This is a genomic window from Paracoccus versutus (genome assembly GCF_000763885.1).
GTDB lineage: Bacteria > Pseudomonadota > Alphaproteobacteria > Rhodobacterales > Rhodobacteraceae > Paracoccus > Paracoccus versutus.
Genome location: NZ_JRKO01000009.1, coordinates 86,167 through 110,062, shown reverse-complemented (window position 1 = coordinate 110,062; position 23,896 = coordinate 86,167). Strand labels below are relative to the sequence as shown.

The following is a 23,896-nucleotide window of genomic DNA, read 5'->3' as shown; positions in this document are numbered from 1 at the left end:
GTCGATGGGCGGGCAGGGGACGGCGCGGTATTCGGCCTCGGCCCAGCCGCCGCGGGCGCCGGCCATGCCGCAGGCGATGACGCGCATCCGGCCGGCCGCGGGCAGCCAGTCGCCGATCAGGTCGAGCAGCGCCGGCTCGAACCCGGCCGGGGCCAGCCTGCCCATGCCGCGGTCCGAGGCGCGGGCGTCCACCGGCCGCGCGCCGCGCATGGCCCAGGCGCGCAGCCTTGTGGTGCCCCAGTCGACGGCGATCCAGCGGGGGGCGGTCGGGGCATCGGCGGTTGGTTCGGGCGTCACGCCTTGCTCTTGTTCGAGACGTCGAAGATCACCGCGGCCATCAGCACCAGCCCCTTGATGACCTGCTGGTAGTCGATGCCGATGCCCAGGATCGACATGCCGTTGTTCATCACCCCCATGATGAAGGCGCCGACCACTGCGCCGATCACCGTGCCGACCCCGCCCGCCATCGAGGCGCCGCCGATGAACACCGCCGCGATCACGTCCAGTTCGAACCCCACGCCGGCCTTGGGCGTGGCCGAGTTCAGCCGGGCCGAGACCACGATCCCGGCCAGCGCCGCCAGCATCCCCATGTTCATGAAGGTCAGGAACACCACCCGCTCGGCATTGATGCCCGAAAGCTTGGCCGCCTTGGCGTTGCCGCCGATGGCATAGATGCGCCGGCCGATGGTGGTGCGCTCGGACACGAAGGCGTAAAGCGCGACCAGCACCGCCATGACCATGAAGACATTCGGCAGGCCGCGGAAATTCGCCAGCACCCAGGTCATCCAGACCAGCGCCAGGAAGATCAGCGCGTTCTTGGCGGCGAAGAAGGCGAAGGGCTCGTCCACGATGCCCACCGCCTCTTCCCGCTTGCGGCCGCGGATCTGCAGCCACAGGATCGCCAGCGCCGCGCCCCAGCCCAGGATCAGCGACAGCGTGTTGGGCTTGTCGGGGCCGAAGAGGTCCGGGATGAAGCCCGAGGCGATCATCTGGAATTCGCGCGGGAAGGGGCCGATCGACTGGCCTTGCAGGATCCACATGGTCAGGCCGCGGAACACCAGCATCCCCGCCAGGGTGACGATGAAGCTGGGGATCTTCCAATAGGCGATCCAATAGCCCTGGATGCCGCCGATCACCGCGCCGGCGGCCAGGCTCAGCACCACGACGACCGGGATCGGCAGGCCCAGCCGGACGATCATCAGCGCCGAAAGCGCGCCGACGAAGGCCGCGACCGAGCCGACGGACAGGTCGATATGACCGGCGACGATGACCAGCAGCATGCCGACCGCCATGATGACGATATGGCTGTTTTGCAGGAACAGGTTGGTCAGGTTCACCGGCCGGAACAGGATGCCGCCCGTCACCACCTGGAAGAAGGCCATGATGACGATCAGCGCAAAGAGGATGCCGTATTCGCGGATGTTGCGGCGGATGAAGCCGAAGGTGTCGCCGCGGCGTTCGGTGGTCGTGTCAGACATGGGCGGCCTCTGCCTCGATTTCCTCGGGGGTGACGGTTTCGTCGGTCAGGTCGTGGCCCGAGCGGATGATGACCTGCATGATGCGTTCCTGCGTGGCCTCGGCCGTCGGCATCTCGCCCACCAGCCGGCCCTCGTTCATGACCAGGATGCGGTCGGTGATGCCCAGCAGCTCGGGCATTTCCGACGAGATGACGATGATCGACTTTCCGGCGGCGGCAAGGTCGCGGATGATGGTGTAGATTTCATATTTCGCGCCCACGTCGATGCCGCGCGTCGGTTCGTCCAGGATCAGGATCTCGGGCTCGGCGAACAGCCATTTCGCCAGCACCACCTTTTGCTGGTTGCCGCCCGACAGGTTCACCGCCCGGCTTTCGACCGAGGGCGAGCGGATGTTGATGCGGCTCCGATAGTCGCGCGCCACCGCCCCCTCGCGCTGGCGGTCCACCACGCCGCGGACCGAGATGCCGGCCAGGTTCGCCAGCGGGATGTTGCGGCGGATGGTGTCGTCCAGCACCAGGCCCAGCGACTTGCGGTCCTCGGTCACATAGGCCAGCCCGGCGCGGATCGCGCGCGGCACGGTGGACAGGTCGGCCGGCTTGCCGTGCAGCGTGACCGAGCCCGATTTCCACTCGCCCATCGAGCGGCCGAACAGGCTCATCGCCAGTTCGGTGCGGCCCGCGCCCATCAGCCCGGCGATGCCCAGAACCTCGCCGCGCCGCAGCTCGAAACTGGCGCCCTTGACCAGCAGGCGGCCTTCGCGCGCGGGATCGGCGACGGTCCAGTCCCTGACCTGCATCACCACCTCGCCGACCTTCGGCTGGCGCGGCGGATAGCGGTCGTTCATCGAGCGGCCGACCATGTCGCGGATGATGCGCGATTCCTCGACCATGCCGCCGTGATGCGCCACCGTCGCGCCGTCGCGCAGCACGGTGATGCTGTCGCAGACCTGGCTGATCTCGTTGAGCTTGTGCGAGATCAGGATCGCTGTCATGCCCCGGTCGCGGAAACTGGCAAGCAGGCGCAGCAGCGCGTCGCTGTCGTTCTCGTTCAGCGACGAGGTCGGCTCGTCCAGGATCAGCAGGTCGACCTTTTTCGACAGCGCCTTGGCGATCTCGATCAGCTGCTGCTTGCCCATGCCCAGGCCGCCGACCTTGGTTTCCGGGCTTTCGCGCAGGCCGACCTGCGCCAGCAGCTCGGCGGTGCGGCGGTTGGTCTCGCGCCGGTCGATGACGCCGCGCTGGGCGATCTCGTTGCCCAGGAAGATGTTCTCGGCGATCGACATCTGCGGCACCAGCGCCAGTTCCTGGTGGATGATGACGATGCCCTGCGCCTCGCTGTCCTTGATGTCGCGAAACGCCATCGGCTGGCCGCCATAGAGGATCTCGCCCTGATAGCTGCCATGCGGATAGACGCCCGACAGCACCTTCATCAGCGTGGATTTGCCGGCGCCGTTCTCGCCGACCAGCGCGCGGATCTCGCCGCGCCGGACGGTCATGTTGACGTCGTCCAGGGCCTTCACGCCGGGAAATTCCTTGGTGATCCCCCGCATTTCCAGAATCGCGTCCATGGCCACCCCCTGCGGTCACGCGGATGGCGCCGCCGCAATAGTCCTGCGGCGGCGCGCGAAGGTCACTTCAGCTGGTCTTCGGTATAATAGCCCGAGCCGACCAGAACCTCGGCAAGGTTCTTTTCGGTCACGGCCACCGGCTCCAGCAGGTATGAGGGCACGGTCTTGACGCCGTTGTCGTAGCTTTCGGTGTCGTTCACCTCGGGCTCCTCGCCCTTCATCATCGCGTTGACCATGCCGACGGTGACGCGAGCCAGTTCGCGCGTGTCCTTGAAGATGGTGGAATATTGCTCGCCGGACAGGATCGACTTGACCGACTGGATCTCGGCGTCCTGGCCGGTGACGATGGGCATGGCCAGGTCGCCCGAGCCGTAGCCCACGCCTTTCAGCGACGACAGGATGCCGATGGACAGCCCGTCATAGGGCGACAGCACCCCATGCACCTGCTTGTCGGTGTAATTGGCCGACAGGATGTTGTCCATGCGCGCCTGGGCCGTGGCCGGATCCCAGCGCAGCGTGCCCACCTTGTCCATGCCCATCTGCCCCGAGGCGACCACCACCGAGCCGTCGTCGATCAGCGGCTGGATCACCGACATGGCGCCGTCATAGAAGAAATAGGCGTTGTTGTCGTCCGGGCTGCCGCCGAACAGTTCCACGTTCCAGGGCTTTTCGTCCGGGAAGCGTTCCTTGAGCCCGTCGACCAGGGTGGTCGCCTGCTCGACCCCGACCTTGAAGTTGTCGAAGGTGGCGTAATAGTCGATGTCGGGCGTGTCGCGGATCAGCCGGTCATAGGCGATGACCTTGATGTCCGCGGCCTTGGCATTGGCCAGCGCGTTCGACAGCGTGGTGCCGTCGATGGCGGCGATCACCAGCACGTTCACGCCCTTGGTGATCATGTTCTCGATCTGCGCCAGCTGGTTGGGGATGTCGTCGTCGGCATATTGCAGGTCGGTCTGATAGCCCGCCTCCTGGAACTGCTTGACCATGTTGTTGCCGTCGTCGATCCAGCGCGCCGAGGTCTTGGTCGGCATCGAGATCCCGACCATGCCCTCGGCCGCGGCCAGGCCGGGCAGCGAAAGCGCCGCCGCCGAGGCCAGAGCCAGGGCGTATTTCCTGAGATTCCGCATAAATCCTCCCTGTCGATATTGCCCCGCTGGCGGCCGCCTCCACGGCCATGGCCAGCCGGTGCTTCCCCCTTGTTGCGCGGGACGCGGAAAACCGGCTCCTGCGACGATTCCGCGCGGCGGCGGCGGTCGCGGACCACCCATCCCACCGCGAGGCTAGACCCGGCCGATATGTCCGTCAATCATGCAGAAAGTGTGTTTGCATACCGAAATTGATATGCAGATGCCGGCCGGGGCGGCTTCAGGCATCGGCGCAGAGGTCGGACCAATCGGGATTGCGCTCGAACTGGGCGCGCACATAGCTGCAGGCCGGCACGATCAGCACGCCGCGGGCGCGTGCATCCGCAACCAGCCGCCGCACCATGGCGGCGGCGGCGCCCGAGCCGCGCATGGCGTCGGGCGCATAGGTATGGTCGGCGACGATGATGCCGGGCCCCCCGGCATGCCAGGTCAGCTCCGCCTCGCCCTCGATTCCGGGCATGGCGACGGCATAGCGGCCGGAACTGCCGTAATCCTCATGGGTGACATGGATGGTCAGTTGCACCATGGTTTCCTCCGTCTCGTTGCCGCCATAACGCATGGCGGGTCCGATCCGGTCCATCCCCGGCGCTTGCGACGTTGCGGCCAAGGGGCCTGGCCGTCACCCCGGCTGCGGGCGGGGCGGTCCGTGGCGGTTCGGCGGCGGCCGGGAATCCAGCGTCAGGGCGCGGCGCAATTCCGGCGAGAACGGCCCGGCCAGCCGTTCCAGCATGGCGATGTCGATCTCGATCCCGCCCATGCCGTCCTTGATGGCGCGCAGCCCGGTGCGGTGCCAGCGCCCGCCCAGCCGGCGCTCGATCTCCAGCGAATTCGAGCCGCAGTCGAGCGGCAGGCGCAGGTGCCGGTCAAGCCGCAGGTAAAGCGGCACGGGCGTGCCCTGGCGCGCGCCGCCGACCAGGTGCAGCCCCCGCCGGGCGCAGGGTCGGGCATGCAGCGGGGTTTCGCCCAGGCCGACCGCCAGCTCCACCAGCATGCGGCGCGAGATATAGCCGGGAACGGGCGCGCTTCCGGCGGTGCCGGCCGCGTCCTGCGGGCCGGCTGTCGTATGCGATTCGGCGCTCCTGGGCGTGGTGGCCAGGATCGCGGCAAGGGCGGCCGAGACCTCGGCCTCGGCGATTTCCCTGGGCGGGCCGGTGGCGATCAGCCCCTCGCCGCCGCCCACGGTGGGGGCAAGCCCGGCCTGGATCATCTCGCACATGACATCCTCGAGCCGGGAAAGCCGCTCGATCGCCTCGCCCATGGCGGCGCGGACCTCGTCCAGCCCGTCGGAAGCGTCGGGAACCTGGCGCAGCGGAAGGGCTTTGCCCTTGCCGGCCCGGCCTTTTCCCGTCTTTCCGATCCCTTTCGCCATCGCGACCCACCGCCGTTCGACATTGCCCTTTCGCCGATCCTATGACCGTGCGGCGCGCTTGGCCATATTCGTCGTGACGCGCGGCGGGAACGGGCCGACGGCCGGCTCAGGCGCGTTCGGAATACTCGAAAAGCTCGGTATTGACGACGATGGCCTCGTCCACCCCGACGAAGGGCGGGATCATGACGCGCACCCCGTTGTCCAGGATCGCCGGCTTGAAGCTTTTCGCGGCGGTCTGGCCGTTCAGCACCGGCTCGGTCTCGGCCACGCGGCAGACCACCTTCTGCGGGATGCGCACCGACAGCGCCTCGTCGCCGTAATATTCCACCGCCGCGACCATGCCGTCCTGCAGGAAGGGCCGCCGCTCGCCCAGCAGATCGGCGTCAAGCTCGGTCTGCTCGAAGGTTTCGCTGTCCATGAACACCAGCTTGCCGTCGGATTCGTACAGGAACTGCTGGTCCTTGGTCTCCAGCTGCACCTGCTCGACCTTGTCCTCGGAACGGAAGCGTTCGTTCAGCTTGCGCCCGTCGCGCAGGTTCTTCAGCTCGACCTGGGCAAAGGCGCCGCCTTTGCCGGGCTTGACGTGGTTCACCTTGACCGCCGCCCACAGCCCGCCGTCATGGTCCAGCACGACACCGGGCTTGATTTCATTGCCATTGATCTTGGCCATTCAGGATCACCTTGAAAGAATTGGAAAATCGCCCAGGGCTCGGGGGTTGAACCGCGATTGCGGGCACCTATATCCATTGCCGTGCCTCAAGGCAACCGAAACGCGTTTCATGCGTTGTCAAGGGTGCCATCGCATTTCTGCATGTCGCAAGATCGTTGCTTTTGGCGGCTATTCTGCGTATCTGCCGGGGCTTGCGCCCTGTGCATGGCGGTCATGCGGCTGGAGGCATACCGAATCACGGCACGGATCGGCTAAGCCGGCCAGCGCCGCCTAGAGGCAAGATGATGCAGCAGCCTTGGCAAGGGTCGAGGTGCGGGGGCTCCGCAAGAAAAACAGGATAATGATGATGCGCGATTTCGTGGATGGCTCGGCTTTCAATTTCGAACAGGGACAGCGGGCCCGCAAGCTTTTTGCCGCCGTTGTGCTGGCTGCGCTGGACGATGCGATCGCCGATGACAAAAAATACGGCAACGGGCCCGATCAGATTGCACGTTGGGCACGCTCGCGCGATGGGCGCGAGGTGTTGTCCTGCGCCGGCATCGACCCGAACGAGCGTGTCGTGAAGGGGCTGATGGAATTCGTGGCCAAGGGCGTGCGCACCTCGGTCGCGCTGTCGCGCGAGGAAAGCGAACGCCGCCACGCCGCCGAGGAAGCCGACGCGGCGTAATCGCCCCCGTCGCGCGCTGATGGGCCGTCCCGCGGGGCGGCCTTTTTCGTTGAATCGGCGAGGGAAGGTCAGCTTGGCGGGACATGCCCGACCTTGACCGGCCAGAACCCTCGGCCTAGCATCTGCTCGTCTGAAACAGGTTAGGCTCGGGAAGGTTGGCCCGGCCCCCGCCCTGCGGGTCCTTCCGTTGCTGGCAACGGCCCAAGACTATCAAGACGCCTGCGCGGTGCAGGTGCCGATAGAAAGGGCATGGCATGAAACCCAGGATTTCCGTTCTGACTCTCGGCGTTGCCGATCTGGAACAATCGCTTTCCTTCTACCGCGACGGCCTTGGGCTACCCACGAAAGGCATCGTCGGCCAGGAGTTCGAGCATGGCGCGGTGGCGTTCTTCGATCTCTCTGGCGGGCTGAAACTGGCGCTCTGGGCCCAGGCCGACATTTCCCATGATACCGGCTTGCCGAAGCGGCCCGTCAGTCCGACCGCCTTCACCATCGGCCATAACGTAAGGCGACGGGAGGAGGTTGATCAGATCATGGCCGCTGCGGAACAGGCAGGTGCAGAGATCGTCAAACCCGCGCAGGACACGTTCTACGGCGGCTATGCGGGCTATTTCCGCGACCCAAACGGGCACTTGTGGGAAATTGTCTGGAACCCGGAACTGCTTCCGGCAGAGGATTGATTTCCTCTGCGAGTCGCTGGTCCGAATTTAGGTCGGAGCTAAGGGCTCAAGCTCCTTGCCCTCTTACCCGAACAGCCGCAGCGCCAGCGGCGCGATGATCGAGGTCAGCACCGCGTTCAACCCCATGCCGATGCCGGCAAAGGCGCCGGCGGTCTCGTTCACCTGGAAGGCGCGCGCCGTGCCGATGCCATGCGCGGCCACGCCCAGCGAAAAGCCGCGCGCCCGCCAGTCGCGAATCCCCAGCGCGTTCAGCAGCGGCGTGGCAATGATCGCGCCGAAGATGCCCGTGACCAGCACCAGGACGGCGGTGATCGTGGGCTCGCCGCCCAGGCCCTCGGCGATGCCGATGGCGACGGGGGCGGTGGTCGATTTCGGCGCCAGGCTGGCCAGCATCACCTCGGACAGCCCGAAAGCCTTGCCGATGGCCAGCGCCGAGACCACCGCCGTCACCGAGCCCGCCAGCAGCGCCGCGACCAGCGGCAGCGCCGCCTTCCTGACCCGGCGCAGGTTGTCGTAAAGCGGCATTCCCAGCGCCACCGTGGCCGGGCCCAGCATGAAATGCACGAATTGCGCGCCCTCGAAATAGGTCTGGTAGCTGGTGCCGGTCAGCCCCAGCACGCAAGCCAGCAGGATCACCGCGCACAGCACCGGATTGGCCCAGCTTTGCCGGCCCATGGCGCGAAAGAAGGTGTCGCCCAGCCAATAGGCGATCAGCGTCGCCGTCAGCCACAGAAGCGGCCCTTGGGTCAAATAGCTCCAGATCAGCGCCGCGTCGGTCATTCCTCGGACCCGCCCGTCCAGCGCACCACGGCGCGAAACACCAGCGCCCCCGCCGCAATGGCGAGCGCGGTCGAGACGGTCAGTGCCAGCGCCACCGCCAGCCCGTCGCTGCGAAACTGCCCCAGATGCGCCACCACGCCCACCCCCGCCGGCACGAAGAACAGCGACAGATGGCCCAGGATGCCGGTGACGACCGGGCGCAGCATCTCGGCCAGCGCCGGGCGCAGCGTGCAGGACAGCACCAGCAGCAGCAGGCCCAGCACCGGGCCGGGCAACAAAAGGCCAAGGCTGCGCGTGGCAACCTCGCCGATGAGCTGGAAGACCAGGATGATGGCAAGCGCGGGAATCATGCCGGCCAGATTAGCAGCGGATTTCTTGTGGTGAACCCTTAAATCTTGTGGATAACCGCCGAGCGCCCGCCATATCTGGGGGTTTGTGTTGACTTGAGCGGCCCGATGGCGAAGAATCCGGGGGATTTGAACGATCTTCGTGGACCCTTCGCATTGCGTTTCGACCGCCTGCGCCTCAATGGTTTCAAGAGCTTCGTGGACCCGACCGACCTGGTCATCCACGAGGGCCTGACCGGCGTGGTTGGCCCGAACGGCTGCGGCAAGTCGAACCTGCTCGAGGCGCTGCGCTGGGTCATGGGCGAAAACCGGCCCACCGCCATGCGCGGAGACGGGATGGAGGACGTGATCTTTGCCGGCACCGCGCGGCGTTCCGCCCGCGCCCATGCCGAGGTCACGCTGACCATCGACAACAAGGACCGCCTTGCCCCCGCCGGGCTGAACGACGCGGATTCGCTGGACATCACCCGCCGCATCACCCGCGACGCCGGTTCCGCCTATCGCATCAACGGCAAGGAGGTGCGGGCGCGCGACGTGCAGATGCTGTTCGCGGATGCCTCGACCGGGGCGCATTCGCCGGCGCTGGTGCGGCAGGGACAGATTTCCGAGCTGATCAACGCCAAGCCCAAGGCGCGCCGGCGCGTGCTGGAGGAGGCGGCGGGAATCTCCGGCCTCTACCAGCGCCGGCACGAGGCCGAGTTGCGGCTGAACGCGGCCGAGGCGAACCTGACGCGGGTCGACGACACGCTGGACCAGCTGTCCACGCAGGCGGCCAGCCTGGCGCGGCAGGCCCGCGCCGCCGCGCGCTATCGCGAGATCGGCGCCGCGCTGCGCCGGGCCGAAGGGGTGCTGTTGTATCGCCGCTGGGCCGAGGCCGACCAGGCCAAGGCCGCGACCGCCGAGGCGCTGCGCGCTGCGATCCGCGCCGCCACTGATGCCGAAGCCCAGGCCCGCCGCGCCATCGCCGCCCGCGAGGAGGCCGAGGCGAAGCTGCCGCCGCTGCGCGAGGAGGAACAGGTCGCCGCCGCCATCCTGTCCCGCGCCACCGTCGAGCGCGAGGCGCTGGACGAGGCCGAGGCCCGCGCCGGCCAGGCGATCCAGACGCTTCTGGCGCGCATCGCCCAACTCGATCGCGACATCGAGCGGGAATCGGCGCTGAACCGCGACGCCGGCGAGGTGATCGAGCGGCTGGAATGGGAAAGGCGCGAACTGGAAAAGGCCGGGCAGGGCCATGACCAGCGGCTGGACGCCGCCGGCACCGCCGCCGAAGAGGCCGCCGAGGCCCTGCGCGAGGTCGAGGCCAAGCTGGCCGAGCTGACCGACGAATCCGCCCGCCTTGCCGCCCGCCACCAATCGGCCGAGCGGCTGGTCCACGACCTGCGCCAGATGCAGGAACGCGCTACCCGCGCCGCCGCCGAGGCCGAGGCCGCCGCCGCCCGCGCCGCCGATGCCGGCGCCGAGGCCGATGCGGCCCGCGAAGCCGCCGAGGAGGCGCAGGAAGAGGCCCGCGAGCGCGTCGAATCCGCCGAAGAAGCGCTGGCCGAGGCCGAGGAAGCCCGCGGCGCGCTGGAGGCCGAGGAATCCGCCGCCCGTGCGGCACGGGCCGAGGCCGAGGGCGAGGTCTCGGCGCTGAATGCCGAGATGGCGGCGCTGAAGCGGCTGGTGGAACGCGGGCAGGGCGGCGATTCGATCCTGGACCTGGTGCGGGTCGCGCGCGGTCATGAGACCGCCTTTGGCGCGGCGCTGGGCGACGACCTGGGCGTCGGGCTGGCCGATGATGGCTCGGGCTGGCACCTGCTGCCGGGCTATGACGCAGCGCAGGCACTGCCCGAGGGCGCCGAGCCCTTGGCGCCGCATGTCGAGGGGCCGGAGACGCTGGCGCGGCGGCTGTCGCAGGTCGGGCTGGTCGCGGATGCGGCCATGGGCGCGGCGATGCAGGCCCGGCTTGCCCCCGGCCAGCGGTTGGTCACGCGGGCGGGCGACCTGTTCCGCTGGGACGGCATGCGGGTGATGGCGGGCGAGGCGGCGTCCTCGGCCGCGCTGCATCTGCAAAAGGTCAACCAGCTGGCCGAGCTGGCTGAACAGGCCGGGGCGGCGCAGGCCCGCGCCGAGGATGCGCAGGCCGCGCATCAGGCGCTGCGCGACCGCCACCTGGCCGCGACCGAGGCCGAGAAGCGCGCCCGCGACGCAAGGCGCGAGGCCGAGCGCGGGCTCTCGGACGCCGTGCGCGCCGTGACCCGTGCCGAATCCGGACTGGCCATGACGCAAAGCCGCGCCGAATCCGCCCGCGCCGAACTAGCCCGGCATCGCGAGGATGCGCTGGACGCCCGCGCCCGGCTGGCCGAGGCCGAGCGGGCGCTGGCCGAGCTGCCCGACCGCGGTGCGGCGGCCGCGGCGCTGGAACATGCCCGCACCGGGGTCGAGGCGGCGCGCATCGCCACCATGACCCGGCGCAGCGGGCTGGACGAGCTGCGGCGCGAGGCCAATGCGCGGGTGAAGCGCCTGCAAGAGATCGCCAAGGAGGAATCCGGCTGGCGGCTGCGGCTGGACCAGGCCGGCACCCGCGCCGCCGAACTGGCCGCCCGCCGCGAGCAGGCGGCAGAGGATCTGGAGGAAGCCGAGGCCCAGCCCGAGATCCTGGCCGAGCGCCGCGGCGTGCTGACCGAGGCCGAGGCGCAGGCCGCCGCCCGCCTGGCCCGCGCCCGTGCCGCGCTCTCCGCCGCCGACCAGGCGCTGCGCCTCGCCGCCGAGGCCGAGCGCGAGGCCGAGCGCGCCGCATCCGACGCGCGCGAGTCCCGCGCCGCCCGCGAGGCCCGCGCCGAGGCGGCGATCCAGGCCGAAACCGCCGCCCGCCTGCGCATCCACGAGGAACTGGAAGCCACGCCCGAGGCGCTGCTGGAATCCCTGGGCGAGGTCGAGGAAATCGCCCCCGAGGCGCTGGAGGACCAGATCGCCCGCCTGCGCCAGAGCCGCGACGCGCTGGGCGCTGTGAACCTGCGCGCCGACGAGGACAAGCGCGAGCTGGAGACCGAGCGCGACCGGCTGGCGACCGAGAAAGAGGACCTGACCGAGGCGATCCGCAAGCTGCGCCAGGGCATCGGCAGCCTGAACCGCGAGGGGCGCGAGCGGCTGCTGGCCGCCTTCGACACGGTGAACGCCAATTTCACCACGCTGTTCACGCATCTCTTCGGCGGCGGCGAGGCGCGGCTGGTGCTGGTCGAATCCGACGACCCGCTGGAGGCGGGGCTGGAGATCATGTGCCAGCCTCCGGGGAAAAAGCTCTCGACGCTCAGCCTTCTTTCGGGGGGCGAGCAGACGCTGACGGCGCTGGCGCTGATCTTTGCGGTCTTCCTGGCCAACCCCGCGCCGATCTGCGTGCTGGACGAGGTGGACGCGCCGCTGGACGACGCCAACGTCACCCGGTTCTGCGACCTGATGGACGAGATGACGCGGCGGACCGAGACCCGCTTTCTTGTGATCACGCACCATGCCGTCACCATGTCGCGCATGGACCGGCTGTTCGGCGTGACGATGGTGGAACAGGGCGTGAGCCAGCTGGTCAGCGTGGATCTGAAGCGCGCGGAGGCTCTGGTGGCCTGACGCGCAAAGCGGTAATCAGCGCGCGATTTCCGCAACGGAGAAGATGATGCGAACCCTGGTTCCTCTTGTGCTGGCGGCGCTGATCCAGGCGCCCGCGGCACAGGCGCAGGTCATGGGCGATCCCGAGGTGATTCGCCTGTTGATGACGGATTTCGGCCTGCCGGCCAAGCTGACCACCGACAGCGCCGGCGATCCGCTGATCGAAAGCCGCATCGACGGCACCAGCTTCCAGGTCTATTTCTACCAATGCGAAAAGACCTGCGGCGCGATCCAGTTCTCGGCCGGGTTCGACCTGGACGATTCGATGCCCGAGAGCATGGCGAACCGCTGGAACCGCGAGAAGCGTTTCGGCAAGGTCTGGCTGGACGAGACCGGCGATCCCTTCATCGAGATGGATATCGGGGTTGCAGGCGACGGCATCGGGCGCAAGAATTTCGACGACGCGCTGGATACCTGGCGCATCGTGCTGAGCGATTTCCGCGACTTCATCGACTGGTAGGAGAAAAGCATGTCCATCGAGACGAAACTGGCAGAGCTGGGGATCACGCTGCCCGACGCGCCCGCGCCGGCGGCGAACTACGTGCCCTATGTGATGACGGGCAACCTGCTGTTCGTCTCGGGCCAGATCAGCCCGGCCAAGGGGCGGCTCGGCGCCGACTTGGCGGTCGAGGAGGGGGCCGAGGCGGCGCGCGGCTGCGGCCTGGCGCTGCTGGCGCAGGCGCGGGCGGCGCTGGGGTCGCTGGATCGGGTGGTGCGGGTGGTCAAGCTGACCGGCTTCGTCAACTCGACGCCCGAGTTCACCGACCAGCCCGAGGTGATCAACGGCTGCTCGAACCTGATGGTCGAGGTCTTCGGCGACAAGGGCCGCCATGCCCGCGCCGCCGTCTCGGCCCCGGCCCTGCCGCGCGGCGTCGCGGTCGAGGTCGAGGCGATCTTCGAGTTCGCCTGATGGGTCTTGACCCGGATTTCCTGCGCTTGCCCATCGCCCATCGCGGGCTGCACGGGCCGGGCGTGCCGGAAAACAGCATGGCGGCGTTTCGCGCCGCCATCGCCGCGGGCTACGGCATCGAATGCGACATCCAGCGCGCGGCGGACGGCACGGCGCTGGTGTTTCACGACGACGACCTGCCGCGGCTGACCGGGGCCGAGGGGCTGGTCAGCGCCCTGGGCATCGACGCGCTGTCCATGCTGCGCATCATGGGCACCGCCGAGCATATCCCGACGCTCTCGGAACTGCTGGCCGAGGTCGCGGGCCGGGTGCCGCTGCTGATCGAGATCAAGGACCAGAGCCTGCGCTCCTCGGCCGAGGTGGGTGCGTTGCAGGCCGAGGTGGCGCGGCTGCTTGCCGGCTATGACGGCCCGGTCGCGGTCATGTCCTTCAACCCCCATGCGGTCGCGGCCTTCCATGCCGCTGCGCCGGGGGTGACGGTGGGGCTGACCACCTGCGGCTATGAGGCCGAGGACTGGGACATGCTGGACGCCGAAACCCGCGCGCATCTGGCCGCCATCGCCGATTTCGACCGGGTGGGGGCCGGCTTCATCTCGCATGACCGCCGCGACCTGGCCAATCCGGCGGTGACGGCGCTGAAGGCGCGGGGGGTGCCGGTGCTGTGCTGGACCGTGCGCTCGGCCGCCGAAGAGGCCGAGGCGCGCCGCGTCGCCGACAACATCACATTCGAGCATTACCTGCCCGCCAAGCCCTGACAATCGCCGCGCCCGCGCCTATGTTGCCCCCATGAGCGAGCTTGCCGTTTCCGTCCTGCCTGCGATTTCCGGGATCGACGCCGCCCAATGGGACGGCTGCGGGGCGGGCGCCAACCCCTTCACCACCCATCGCTTCCTGTCGGCGCTGGAGCAATCGGGCTCGGTCGGCGAGGGGACGGGCTGGCACCCCAGCCACCTGGTCGCGCGGCTGGACGGGCAGGTCGCGGGCGTCGCGCCCTGCTATGTCAAGACCGACAGCCAGGGCGAATACATCTTTGACCACGGCTGGGCGCAGGCCTATGCGCGGGCCGGCGGGCGCTATTACCCCAAGCTGCAATGCGCCGTGCCCTTTACCCCCGTCACCGGGCCGCGGCTGATCGCGTCCAGCCCGGCGGTGCGGCGCGGGCTGCTGGCGGCCATGGCGCAATTCGCGCAGCAATCGGGCCTGTCCGGCGCCCATGTCACCTTCTGCACCGAGGCCGAGGCGAGGCTGGGCGAGGCGGCCGGCTTCCTGCCCCGCGCCAGCGAGCAGTTCCACTGGCTGAACCGGGGCTATGCCAGCTTCGACGACTTCCTGGCGCAGCTGTCCTCGCGCAAGCGCAAGGCGATCCGCAAGGAACGCGAGCGGGCGCAGGCTTTCGGCGGCAGCATCCGCAGCCTGACCGGGGACCAGATCCGGCCCGAGCATTGGGACGCCTTCTGGACCTTCTACCAGGATACCGGCGGGCGCAAATGGGGCCGGCCCTACCTGACCCGCGCCTTCTTCGACATCCTGCACCGGACCATGCGCGACGACTGCCTGCTGGTCCTGGCCCTGCGCGACGGCCGCCCCGTCGCCGGGGCGCTGAACCTGGTCGGCAGCGACGCGCTTTACGGCCGCTATTGGGGCTGCACCGAGGACCACCCGTTCCTGCATTTCGAACTGTGCTATCATCAGGCCATCGACTGGGCCATCGCCCATGGCCTGTCCCGCGTCGAGGCCGGTGCGCAGGGCGAGCACAAGCTGATGCGCGGCTACATGCCCAGCCAGACCCATTCGCTGCATTGGGTCGCCGACCGCGGCTTTCACGACGCCATCGCCGATTATCTGGAACGCGAGCGTGAGGCCGTGGACCAGGAAATGGCGATCCTGGCCGAGATGGGTCCGTTCCGCCGCGGCGAGGTCAGGGACGCTTGACCAGCCGGAACGCGGCCGAGGCGCCCCAGCCCGCCGCCACCGCGATGGCCAGCGACATGATGCCGTAGATGAACGGCTGCTCCAGCGCCAGGCGATAGAGCCAGCGTTCCAGCCCGACCTTGCGCACCTCGATGGGCGCGCGGAAGGTGTCGATGACCCGGCCGTCGCGCAACAGGAAGATGCGGGTGCTGTAGACGCCCTCGACCAGGTTGGCGGGCAGGCGGACATCGGCGCGAAACAGCGTCTGCTCGGCCAGCCGCACGGCGCCGTCGTCCTGGCGGTAAAGGTCGGACGCGCGCCGCAGGCGGATCAGCGCCTCGGTATAGGGCACGGCATCCTCGACCTCCATCGGCCCGGCAAAGGCGCGCATCGCCAGCGGGATCGAGATGCGGTGGCGCTGGTCCTCGGCCGTGGGCAGGATCAGGTGCAGGGGCCGCGTCGTCGCCACCACGTAGAAGCTGGGGGCCGCGCCGACGCTGACCCGGCCGGTATTGATCCAGATGCCCAGCCGGCGTTCCTTGTGGCGCACGGTCAGCGCCTGGGCCGGCCCCTCCAGCGTGACGATCACGTCCAGGGGCGCGCCCGCCGGGATCTGCGTCTCGCGCTTGATGGCGCCGTAGATGATGATCTCGGAACCGTCGAAGCTGGTGGTGATGTCCACGTCGTCCCGCGACAGCCCGGCGACGATCTGCTCGGGCGGGGGCTGCGGGGTGGCCGGCTGCGCATTCGCCGGCAGCGCCAGCAGGACCGGCGCCAGGGCGGCGAAAAGCGCGTGCCGGATCATGGCAGGATCCCCGGCGTGATCGAATAAAGCTCGTCCGGGCGCAGGAACAGGTCCAGCGCCAGCTTGCCGCAGACCCCCAGCACCAGAAGCGCCAGCAGGATGCGCAGCTGCTCGGCCCGCAGCCGGGCGCCCAGGTGGGTGCCGATCTGCGCCCCGGTCACGCCGCCGACGATCAGCAGCACCGCCAGCATCACGTCCACCGTGTTCGACGAGACGGCATGCATCAGCGTGGTATAGGCCGACAGGAAGGTGATCTGGAACAGCGAGGTGCCGATGACCACCTTGGTCGGCATCCCCAGCAGATAGATCATCGCCGGCACCATGATGAAGCCGCCGCCGACGCCCATGATCGCGCCCAGCACCCCCACGGCGGCGCCGACCAGCAGGACCGGGATCGCGCTGATGTAAAGCCCCGAGGCGCGGAACTTCATCTTCAGCGGCCATTTGTGGACCCAGCCGTGCTGGTGGCGGCGCATCGGCTTGATCGGCCCGCTGCGGCGCGCGCGGTGCAGTGCGCGCAGGCTTTCCTGCAGCATCATCGCGCCGATCAGGCCCAGGAAGACGACATAGCAAAGCTGCACCACCAGGTCGACCTGGCCCAGCCGCGACAGCATGTTGAAAAGCAGCACCCCCGCGGAGGAACCGACAAGGCCGCCCCCCAGCAAGACCCAGCCCATGCGGAAATCCACGCTCTTGCGCTTGACATGCGCCAGCACGCCGGAAAAGGACGAGGCGACGACCTGGTTGGCGCCGGTCGCCACCGCGATGGCCGGCGGAATGCCGATGAAGAACAAGAGCGGCGTGATCAGGAAGCCGCCGCCGACGCCGAACAGGCCCGACATCAGCCCGACGATGCCGCCCAGGCCGATCAGCACCAGCGCATTGACCGCCACTTCGGCGATGGGAAGATAGATCTGCATGTCCTGCCCGGCTTATTGCCTTGTCCCGATGCTGCCCCGGCAACAGCCCTGCGTCAAACGCTTCCGTGGCCCTTCCGGCGGGTTGTCGCAAGCCTGTGGCGCGGATAAAGCAGATGTGACGGGCAGATAACGGCAAGGGACGCGGGCGGCGTGGACAGCGGCCCGGCGCGGCCGCCGGACAGGGAAGACCATGCGCATTCTGATTACCAACGACGACGGCATCAACGCTCCGGGACTCGAGACGCTGGAGGCGATCGCGACCGAGGTCGCCGGTCCGGGCGGCGAGGTCTGGACCGTCGCCCCCGCCTTCGAGCAATCGGGCGTCGCCCATTGCATCAGCTATGTCCACCCGACGCTGATTGCCGAGCTGGGCCCGCGCCGCTATGCCGCCGAGGGCACGCCGGCCGATTGCGTGCTGGCCGCCATCGCCGACGTGATGCGGGACAATCCGCCGGACCTGGTGCTGTCGGGCGTGAACCGCGGCAACAACTCGGGCGAGAACGTGATGTATTCCGGCACCGTGGGCGGCGCGATGGAGGCGGCGCTGCAGGGCCTGCCCGCCATCGCGCTGTCGCAATACATGGGCCAGCGCACTGCGGCGCTGGACGATCCGTTCCAGGCGGCCCGGATGCATGGGCCGCGGCTGATCCGGCAATTGCTGGATTACGGCGACTGGACCTCGGACCAGGATTTCCGGCTGTTCTACAACATCAATTTCCCGCCCTGCGACGCGGCCTCGGTCAAGGGCACGCGGGTCGCGCCCCAGGGCCGCCGCCAGGGCGTCCGCTTCGAGGTCGAGCCCTATCACGCCCCGAACGGGCGGCGGTTCCTGTGGGTGCTGGGCGGCTCGCAGACCGCGCAGGCCACGCCAGAGAGTGACGTGGACGCGAATATGCGCGACTATATCTCTCTGACGCCGATGCGGCCGGACCTGACCTGCCACAAGACCCTGGCCGAATTGCGCGGCGTGCTGGAGGAGGGCTGAACCTGGGCATGAGCGACGATCCCGAGACCGCCGAACGCAAGATGCGCTTCCTGTTCGCGCTGCGGCAGCGCGGGGTCACGGATCCGCGCGTGCTGGAGGCGATGGAGCGCATCGACCGCGGCGAGTTCGTGCGCGGCCATTTCGAGGATCGCGCCTATGACGACACGCCGCTGCCCATTCCCTGCGGCCAGACCATCAGCCAGCCCTCGGTCGTGGGGCTGATGACGCAGGCGCTGGAGGTCGGGCCGCGCGACAAGGTGCTGGAGATCGGCACCGGTTCGGGCTACCAGGCGGCGGTGCTGTCGCTCTTGTGCCGCCGGGTCTATACCATCGACCGCCACCGCCGGCTGGTGGCCGAGGCCGAGGCGCTGTTTCGCCACCTGGGCCTGCCCAACATCACCGCGCTGGTCGCCGACGGCTCGCGCGGGCTGCCCGAGCAGGCGCCCTTCGATCGCATCATGGTGACGGCGGCGGCCGAGGATCCGCCGGGCCCGCTCTTGGCGCAGTTGAAGATCGGCGGTATCATGGTGGTGCCGGTCGGGCAGTCGGATGCGGTCCAGACCCTGATCCGCGTGCGGCGCGGCGAAAGCGGCTTTGACTATGACGAATTGCGGCAGGTGCGCTTCGTGCCGCTGGTCGAGGGGTTGGGACAGACATGACCCCCGGCCGTCCAGAGTGAGGAACGGGCAGATGATCAAGATCAGGCAGTTGGCGATGCTCGCCGGCGCTGCGGTGGCGCTGGCGTCCTGCGGGCCGCAGGGTGGCCTGGATTTCAGCAATTTCGACCCCGACCTGCGGCGTTGGGGCCGGGGCGGGCTGGAAACCTCCGGGGCGGCGGCGCGGGCCCAGCCCCGTCCGGCGCCGGACCAGCGCGGCGTGATCTCCTATCCGGGCTACCAGGTCGCCATCGCGCGGCAGGGCGATACGGTGGCCACCATCGCCGCCCGGCTGGGGCTGAACGCGGCCGAACTGGCCAGGTACAACGCCATCGAGGCCAATACCGTGCTGAACCCCGGCGCGGTGGTCGCCCTGCCGCGCCGCGTTTCCGCCGGGGTGCCGGCGGCGGCGCCTGTCGTCTCGTCCACCGGGCAGGTCAGCGATCCCTTTGCCGGGCAGGGCGTGCGGCAGCCGAACGTGCCCCCGGCCGCGGGGGCGGCGGGGGCGGTGACGGCGCAGACCCTGCCGGCCGCCAGCCAGCCCCGCCAGCATGTCGTCGCCGCCGGCGAGACGGCCTGGTCCATCGCCCGCAAATACAATGTCTCGGTCAACGACCTGGCCCAGTGGAACGGGCTGACGCAGCAGATGACGCTGCGCACCGGCCAGCGCCTGCTGATCCCCGTCGCCGGGCAAAGCCGCCCCGCCACGGCGGTCGTCACCGCGCCCGGAACCGGAAGCCCGACGCCCCGGCCGCCATCCTCGGCCGAGCCCCTGCCGAACGAGCGCACGCAGCCCGCCGCCAGCGCGGTGAACAAGCCGGCCGGCCCCGACCTGGGCCAGACCCGCACCGCCGCCTCGGGCAGCGGCAAGTTCCGCATGCCCGCCAACGGCGCCATCATCCGCACCTACCAGAAGGGCAAGAACGACGGCATCGACATTTCCGCGGCACCCGGCAGCACGGTGGCGGCCGCCGGCAGCGGCACCGTCGCCGCCATCACCCGCGACACCGACCAGGTGCCGATCATCGTCGTGCGCCACGAAGGCAACCTGATGACCGTCTATGCCGGGCTCGAGGATGTCGCCGTGACCAAGGGCCAGTCCGTCAGCGCCGGCACCCCGCTGGGCAAGGCCCGCAGCCAGGGCGTCGTGCATTTCGAGGTGCGCAACGGCTTCGACAGCGTCGATCCCGAGAAATACCTGAATTAGGCGGCCCTGCGGCGCGGGGCGCATTCGTCCCTCAGGTCACGGCGGCGGGCCGGGCAAAGCGCGGGTCTTTCCAGCTTGCGCTTTTCAGCACCTCCTCCAGCACCTCGACCGCGCGCAGCACGTCGACATGGCGCAGGTAGAGCGGCGCAAAGCCGAAGCGCAGCGTCGAGGGCGCGCGGAAATCGCCGATCACCCCGCGCGCGATCAGCGCCTGCATCACCGGCCAGGCGTGGTCGTGGCCGAAGGCGACCTGGCTGCCGCGGCGGGCGGGTTCGCGCGGGCTTTCCAGCGTTAGCCCCAGCCCGGCGCAGCGCGCCTCGACCAGCCGGATGAACAGATCGGTCAGGGCCAGGCTTTTCGCCCGCAAGACGTCCATGTCCACCCCGTCCCAGATCGCCAGCGCGCCCTTGAGCGCCCGCATCGACAGGATCGGCTGGGTGCCGCATTGAAAGCGGCGGATGCCGGGGTCGCCCTCGTATCCCGTCTCGAAGGCGAAGGGCCGGGCATGGCCCCACCATCCGCTGAGCGGTTGGCGCGCCTGCCCCAGGTGCCGGTGCGCGACATAGACGAAGGCCGGCGAACCCGGCCCGCCGTTCAGGTATTTATAGGTGCAGCCGACGGCGAAATCCGCCCCCGCCGCGTCCAGTTCCACCGGCAGCGCCCCGGCCGAATGGCACAGATCCCAGACGGCGATGGCGCCCGCCGCCTGGATGCGCGCAGTCAGGGCCGCCATGTCGCGCAATTCGCCGGTCTTGTAGTTCACATGGTTGACCAGCACGGCGGCGACATCGGCGTCCAGCAGATCCTCGATGGTGGCGCCGTCGACGCCCTCCAGCCGGAGCCGCGCGCCGGGCAGGGTCGAGGCGACGCCCTCGGCGATATAGAGGTCGGTCGGGAAGCTGCCGCTTTCCGCGACGATGGTGCGGCGCCCCGGCCGCAGCGCCATGGCGGCATGCAGCGCCTTGTAGATGTTGACCGAGGTGGTGTCCGCCACCACCACCTGCCCCGGCGCCGCGCCGACCAGCCGGCCGATGCGCTCGCCCAGCTCGACCGGCAGGTCGAACCAGCCGGCGCCATTCCAGCTGCGGATCAGCTGGCCGGCCCATTCGTCGCGGGCGGCGCGCAGCAGCTCCTCCTGCGCGGCGTGGGTCGGCACGCCCAGGGAATTGCCGTCCAGATAGACCTCGTCCGGGGACAGGATGAAGGCGTCGCGCAGGTGGCGCAGCGGGTCCTGCGCGTCCATCGCCTCGATCGCGGCACGGTCGGGAAGGGTCATGGCTCGTCCTTGTCGGATGGCTCCGGCGCCGGGCCGGTCGAGTTGCGGATGATCAGCTCATGCGGGCCCACGCGCTGCAATTCCTTCAGCGGCCGGCCCTCGAGCAGGCCGGCCAGGCAATCGGCCAGCGGCTCCCAGCTGTCGCGTAGCGGCGCCTTGGTCACGCTGAGCGCCGGGAAGAAGGCCGAGGCCCGCAGCGCCGGCAGGTGGTCGTCATGCGCCATGACCGACACGTCGCCGGGTATCCCCAGCCCCAGCGCCTCGAGCGCCTTGTAGACGCCCTTGGCGATATGGACATGGCTGCAGATGATCGCGGTCGGGGGCCGGCCGCCCTGGCGGAACATCTCGACGGTCGAGACCAGCCCCAGCGCCTCGGTCATCTCGCCGTGCCGGGTCAGCGCCGGGTCGAAGGCGATGCCGGCCTGCTCCAGCGCCCGGCGATAGCCGCGCAGCCGGGCCGAGGCGAAGCTCAGCCCCGGCCGGCCGTTGATCAGCGCGATGCGGCGATGGCCAAGCCCGGTCAGGTGGCTGGCCATCTGGTGCAGGATGCCTTCGTTCTCGATGTCGAAATAGGCGTGGTCGGGCGCCGGGCCGATGCGGCCATGCACCACGAAGGGGATGTCGTTGTCGCGCAGGAAGGCCGCGCGCGGGTCGTCGTCCGAGGGGCTGAACAGCACGAAACCGTCCAGAACCCCGTTGCCGATCAGGCGCTTGTAGACCTCGATGACCGGCTCTTGCGGGCGGGTGACATGCAGCACGAATTGCATGCCGCGCCCCGAGAATTGCGCCGAAAGCCCGGCGACGCCCTCCATGAACAGCCCGTCCTCGGCCAGGTTGGTCGATTGCGGCACCACCAGCGCCACCATGCCCGAACGCCCGGTCACCAGCTTGCGCGCCGAGATATTGGCCTGATAGTTCAGCGACCGCGCCACGGCCTTGACCCGTTTGCGCGTCGTCTCGTTCACATCGGAATGGTCGTTCAGCGCCCGGCTGGTCTGCGTGATCGACAGCCCGGCGGCCCGCGCGACATCCTTCAGCGTGGCCAATTCCCAGCTCCTCCTTGGGCCGCCTGCTTGCCCCGGAAATGTCTAGAGCATCCGCCCCGACCGGTCCATAGCCGCGATCCTGGCATGGCGCGCGGCAAGGCAAGGCCCTCGCCGGATCGGCCGCGCATGGGGTCCAGCCCGGCGCGGCGCAACCGGGCTGGCCGGCCCCATATCGTAGCGCATATCGCGAAAGGCGCGGCCCGGTGGAACCGGCCGCCAGGGAATGCGGCGTTCTTCCGACCCAAAGGCCCCTGGGGCCCAGGACTTCGTCATGCCGCAAGCGCGTCGCATGGGGGCGCGGCGGTTCCGCCCGCCACAGCCATGCGTGTCAATAACAGCCGATCTTGGCGATCCGGCCGTTCTCGCCGATCTCGAAATTCATCCGGTCGGCGCGGTAATCCATCGTCACCGCATCGCGCGGGCCGATGATGCGGGTGCCGGCGGGCAGGATCATCCTGTCCAGCACCGCGCGCGGCTGGCCGACCAGGCCCCGGAACGGCGCCGCGTTGCAGCTGTCGGCCTGCGGCGCCGGCGGCTGCGCCGGGGGCGGGGCCTCGGCACAGGCTGCCAGCGCACAAAGCGGCGCCAGCAGCAGGAAACGCCCGATCCCCCGCATCGTCAGCCGCAATCGATATTGTAGATATTGCCTGCGGCATCCAGCCGGAAGACGATGCGCAGCGGATCGTATTCCTGCGGTTCGATGCCGCGATATTCGACGACGCGATAATCGCGGGTCACGCCCAGGGTCGGGATGATGCTGCCGGGCTGGCCCAGGGCCGAGACATAGTTCTTGGCATGGCAGGCGTCGGGTTCGCGCGATTCCAGCCCGCTGACGCCGGCCACCGGCACGGGCGGCAGCGGCGCGACGGCCGGAACCGGCTCGGGCGCCGGCGCATAGGCCGGGGCGCAGGCGGCCAGGGGGGCAAGGGCAAGAAGCGCGATCAGGGCTCGGGTCATCGGGCAATCATCCAGTAAGGGAATTTCTGGCGCGGCAGCATAAGGGCGCGGCGTCGGAATGAGAAGCGGCGCCTTGACGATTGCGGCACGGCGTTGCTGCGAAACCGCGGGTGCGGCGGCCTATTCGGCCGCCTCGGCCAGCGCGTTCCGGCCGTTGCCGTAACAGGACAGGAACATGGCCACCGCGCTGCGGTTCACCTTGCGCAGAAGCTCCTTGTCCACCGATTGCGGTCCCAGGAACAGGGCGCGGTCGTGGATCGTGACCCCGGCCAGCTCGATAAGCTGGTCGGCGGCCAGTTCCAGGTCGGGAATGCGCAATTCGCCGCGTTCGATGCAGCGCTCCAGATAGCCGATCAGCTGCTGGCGCAGCAGCGCCGGCCCCGACTCGTAATATTCCTGCGCGAGCGAGGGGAAGCGCTCGGCCTCGCCCACGCTGACCCGGAAGATCCGCAGCCCGAATTCCGAGATCATATGCGCCGAGATGATCTGGACGATGAAGGGCAGCACCTGCTCGACCGGCAGTTCGACCTCGATCAGGGCGCTGGCATCGGCCGCCTCGCGGGCAAGCTCGTTGCGGAAAACCTCCATGAACATGACGCGCTTGTCGGGAAAATAGCTGTAGAGCGTCGCCTTGGACACTGCTGCCTCGCGGGCGATGTCATCGACACTCGCCCCCTCGAAGCCGTCGCGCAGAAAAATGGTCCGGGCGCCCTCCAGCACCTGCAAGAATTTGCGACCACGCGTTACCGGAAGAGCCTTAGGCATCCGCTAGAACCCCCTCATTACTCCTTAACCTGCCCTGCGTGTCCCGCAGAACGGAACTCAGACACCGTAACGCCGACGCAAATCGAGCCTTCCCGTTCCATAAGGGCAAACCGGAT

26 protein-coding genes are annotated in these 23,896 nt (G+C 69.0%); 10 read left to right on the top strand and 16 right to left on the bottom strand.

Annotated elements, in window-relative coordinates; genetic code table 11:
- The 7 genes from IT40_RS05640 to efp all read right to left on the bottom strand — a co-directional run.
- The coding region (locus tag IT40_RS05640; protein ID WP_036751631.1) for a 2-dehydro-3-deoxygalactonokinase at positions 1–297 on the bottom strand (297 nt) is incomplete at its 3' end.
- The gene (gene mmsB / locus IT40_RS05635) at positions 294–1,478 is read right to left on the bottom strand and encodes a multiple monosaccharide ABC transporter permease (RefSeq protein ID WP_036751628.1); all 1,185 of its coding nucleotides are present in this window, start codon (positions 1,476–1,478) and stop codon (positions 294–296) included. The genes IT40_RS05640 and mmsB, both read right to left, overlap by 4 nt.
- Positions 1,471–3,045, bottom strand: a complete 1,575-nt coding sequence (mmsA, locus tag IT40_RS05630; protein WP_036751626.1) for a multiple monosaccharide ABC transporter ATP-binding protein — start codon at positions 3,043–3,045, stop codon at positions 1,471–1,473. Before mmsA ends, mmsB begins: the two co-directional genes overlap by 8 nt.
- 62 nt (positions 3,046–3,107) lie before the next feature.
- Positions 3,108–4,172, bottom strand: coding sequence for a multiple monosaccharide ABC transporter substrate-binding protein (chvE, locus tag IT40_RS05625; RefSeq protein WP_036751624.1), 1,065 nt, complete (start codon positions 4,170–4,172; stop codon positions 3,108–3,110).
- A gap of 238 nt (positions 4,173–4,410) precedes the next feature.
- Positions 4,411–4,770, bottom strand: coding sequence for a GNAT family N-acetyltransferase (locus tag IT40_RS05620; RefSeq protein WP_338117894.1), 360 nt, complete (start codon positions 4,768–4,770; stop codon positions 4,411–4,413).
- Positions 4,771–4,809: 39 nt separating this feature from the next.
- Positions 4,810–5,559 carry a hypothetical protein gene (locus tag IT40_RS05615; RefSeq protein WP_036751622.1) on the bottom strand — a complete coding sequence of 250 codons (750 nt, stop codon included), beginning with the start codon at positions 5,557–5,559 and terminating at the stop codon, positions 4,810–4,812.
- 106 nt (positions 5,560–5,665) lie between these two features.
- On the bottom strand, positions 5,666–6,229 hold the full coding sequence (gene efp / locus IT40_RS05610) for an elongation factor P (RefSeq protein ID WP_036751620.1): 564 nt from the start codon (positions 6,227–6,229) through the stop codon (positions 5,666–5,668).
- A 346-nt stretch (positions 6,230–6,575) separates the two neighbouring features.
- On the opposite strand from efp, the gene IT40_RS05605 reads away from it, so the two are divergent.
- On the top strand, positions 6,576–6,896 hold the full coding sequence (locus IT40_RS05605; protein WP_024842734.1) for a DUF6280 family protein: 321 nt from the start codon (positions 6,576–6,578) through the stop codon (positions 6,894–6,896).
- A 254-nt stretch (positions 6,897–7,150) separates the two neighbouring features.
- Complete coding sequence (locus IT40_RS05600) at positions 7,151–7,576, top strand: VOC family protein (protein ID WP_036751618.1); 426 nt, start codon at positions 7,151–7,153, stop codon at positions 7,574–7,576.
- Between the two features lie 63 nt (positions 7,577–7,639).
- On the opposite strand, the gene IT40_RS05595 is transcribed toward IT40_RS05600, so the two are convergent.
- Both IT40_RS05595 and IT40_RS05590 read right to left on the bottom strand, forming a co-directional pair.
- Entirely contained in the window at positions 7,640–8,356 is a 717-nt protein-coding gene (locus IT40_RS05595; protein ID WP_036751616.1) for an LrgB family protein, read from the bottom strand.
- Positions 8,353–8,706, bottom strand: a complete 354-nt coding sequence (locus IT40_RS05590) for a CidA/LrgA family protein (RefSeq protein ID WP_036751614.1) — start codon at positions 8,704–8,706, stop codon at positions 8,353–8,355. The genes IT40_RS05595 and IT40_RS05590 overlap by 4 nt, the downstream gene beginning before the upstream one ends.
- 153 nt (positions 8,707–8,859) lie before the next feature.
- On the opposite strand from IT40_RS05590, the gene IT40_RS05585 reads away from it, so the two are divergent.
- The 5 genes from IT40_RS05585 to IT40_RS05565 are packed head-to-tail and all read left to right on the top strand — an operon-like array spanning position 8,860 to position 15,184.
- Positions 8,860–12,303, top strand: a complete 3,444-nt coding sequence (locus IT40_RS05585) for a chromosome segregation SMC family protein (RefSeq protein WP_036751612.1) — start codon at positions 8,860–8,862, stop codon at positions 12,301–12,303.
- A 43-nt stretch (positions 12,304–12,346) separates the two neighbouring features.
- On the top strand, positions 12,347–12,802 hold the full coding sequence (locus IT40_RS05580; RefSeq protein ID WP_240540287.1) for a YbjN domain-containing protein: 456 nt from the start codon (positions 12,347–12,349) through the stop codon (positions 12,800–12,802).
- 9 nt (positions 12,803–12,811) lie between these two features.
- Positions 12,812–13,252: a RidA family protein gene (locus tag IT40_RS05575; protein WP_024842728.1), complete on the top strand. Its 441-nt coding sequence runs from the start codon at positions 12,812–12,814 to the stop codon at positions 13,250–13,252.
- Complete coding sequence (locus IT40_RS05570; RefSeq protein ID WP_036751610.1) at positions 13,252–14,007, top strand: glycerophosphodiester phosphodiesterase family protein; 756 nt, start codon at positions 13,252–13,254, stop codon at positions 14,005–14,007. The genes IT40_RS05575 and IT40_RS05570 overlap by 1 nt, the downstream gene beginning before the upstream one ends.
- A gap of 31 nt (positions 14,008–14,038) precedes the next feature.
- The gene (locus IT40_RS05565) at positions 14,039–15,184 is read left to right on the top strand and encodes a GNAT family N-acetyltransferase (protein ID WP_036751608.1); all 1,146 of its coding nucleotides are present in this window, start codon (positions 14,039–14,041) and stop codon (positions 15,182–15,184) included.
- Here the strand turns inward: IT40_RS05565 and IT40_RS05560 are convergent.
- Positions 15,171–15,968, bottom strand: a complete 798-nt coding sequence (locus IT40_RS05560; protein WP_036751606.1) for a TIGR02186 family protein — start codon at positions 15,966–15,968, stop codon at positions 15,171–15,173. The genes IT40_RS05565 and IT40_RS05560 overlap by 14 nt on opposite strands.
- Positions 15,965–16,888, bottom strand: coding sequence for a sulfite exporter TauE/SafE family protein (locus tag IT40_RS05555; RefSeq protein ID WP_036751604.1), 924 nt, complete (start codon positions 16,886–16,888; stop codon positions 15,965–15,967). The genes IT40_RS05560 and IT40_RS05555 overlap by 4 nt, the downstream gene beginning before the upstream one ends.
- Positions 16,889–17,078: 190 nt before the next feature.
- On the opposite strand from IT40_RS05555, the gene surE reads away from it, so the two are divergent.
- The 3 genes from surE to IT40_RS05540 are packed head-to-tail and all read left to right on the top strand — an operon-like array spanning position 17,079 to position 19,736.
- Entirely contained in the window at positions 17,079–17,873 is a 795-nt protein-coding gene (gene surE / locus IT40_RS05550; protein ID WP_036751602.1) for a 5'/3'-nucleotidase SurE, read from the top strand.
- An 8-nt stretch (positions 17,874–17,881) separates the two neighbouring features.
- On the top strand, positions 17,882–18,532 hold the full coding sequence (locus tag IT40_RS05545) for a protein-L-isoaspartate(D-aspartate) O-methyltransferase (protein WP_036751599.1): 651 nt from the start codon (positions 17,882–17,884) through the stop codon (positions 18,530–18,532).
- A gap of 31 nt (positions 18,533–18,563) precedes the next feature.
- Positions 18,564–19,736: a LysM peptidoglycan-binding domain-containing protein gene (locus IT40_RS05540; protein WP_084196877.1), complete on the top strand. Its 1,173-nt coding sequence runs from the start codon at positions 18,564–18,566 to the stop codon at positions 19,734–19,736.
- A gap of 31 nt (positions 19,737–19,767) precedes the next feature.
- On the opposite strand, the gene kynU is transcribed toward IT40_RS05540, so the two are convergent.
- From kynU to IT40_RS05515, 5 genes are all read right to left on the bottom strand, one after another.
- A complete protein-coding gene (gene kynU, locus IT40_RS05535; protein ID WP_036751598.1) occupies positions 19,768–21,012 on the bottom strand; it encodes a kynureninase in 1,245 nt (414 codons plus the stop codon).
- Complete coding sequence (locus IT40_RS05530) at positions 21,009–22,058, bottom strand: substrate-binding domain-containing protein (RefSeq protein WP_036751596.1); 1,050 nt, start codon at positions 22,056–22,058, stop codon at positions 21,009–21,011. Before IT40_RS05530 ends, kynU begins: the two co-directional genes overlap by 4 nt.
- A gap of 328 nt (positions 22,059–22,386) precedes the next feature.
- On the bottom strand, positions 22,387–22,674 hold the full coding sequence (locus IT40_RS05525; RefSeq protein WP_052095757.1) for an I78 family peptidase inhibitor: 288 nt from the start codon (positions 22,672–22,674) through the stop codon (positions 22,387–22,389).
- Between the two features lie 2 nt (positions 22,675–22,676).
- Positions 22,677–23,015 carry a hypothetical protein gene (locus tag IT40_RS05520; RefSeq protein ID WP_024842717.1) on the bottom strand — a complete coding sequence of 113 codons (339 nt, stop codon included), beginning with the start codon at positions 23,013–23,015 and terminating at the stop codon, positions 22,677–22,679.
- Positions 23,016–23,135: 120 nt separating this feature from the next.
- Positions 23,136–23,780, bottom strand: coding sequence for a TetR/AcrR family transcriptional regulator (locus IT40_RS05515; protein WP_036751594.1), 645 nt, complete (start codon positions 23,778–23,780; stop codon positions 23,136–23,138).
- Positions 23,781–23,896 lie beyond the last annotated feature (116 nt).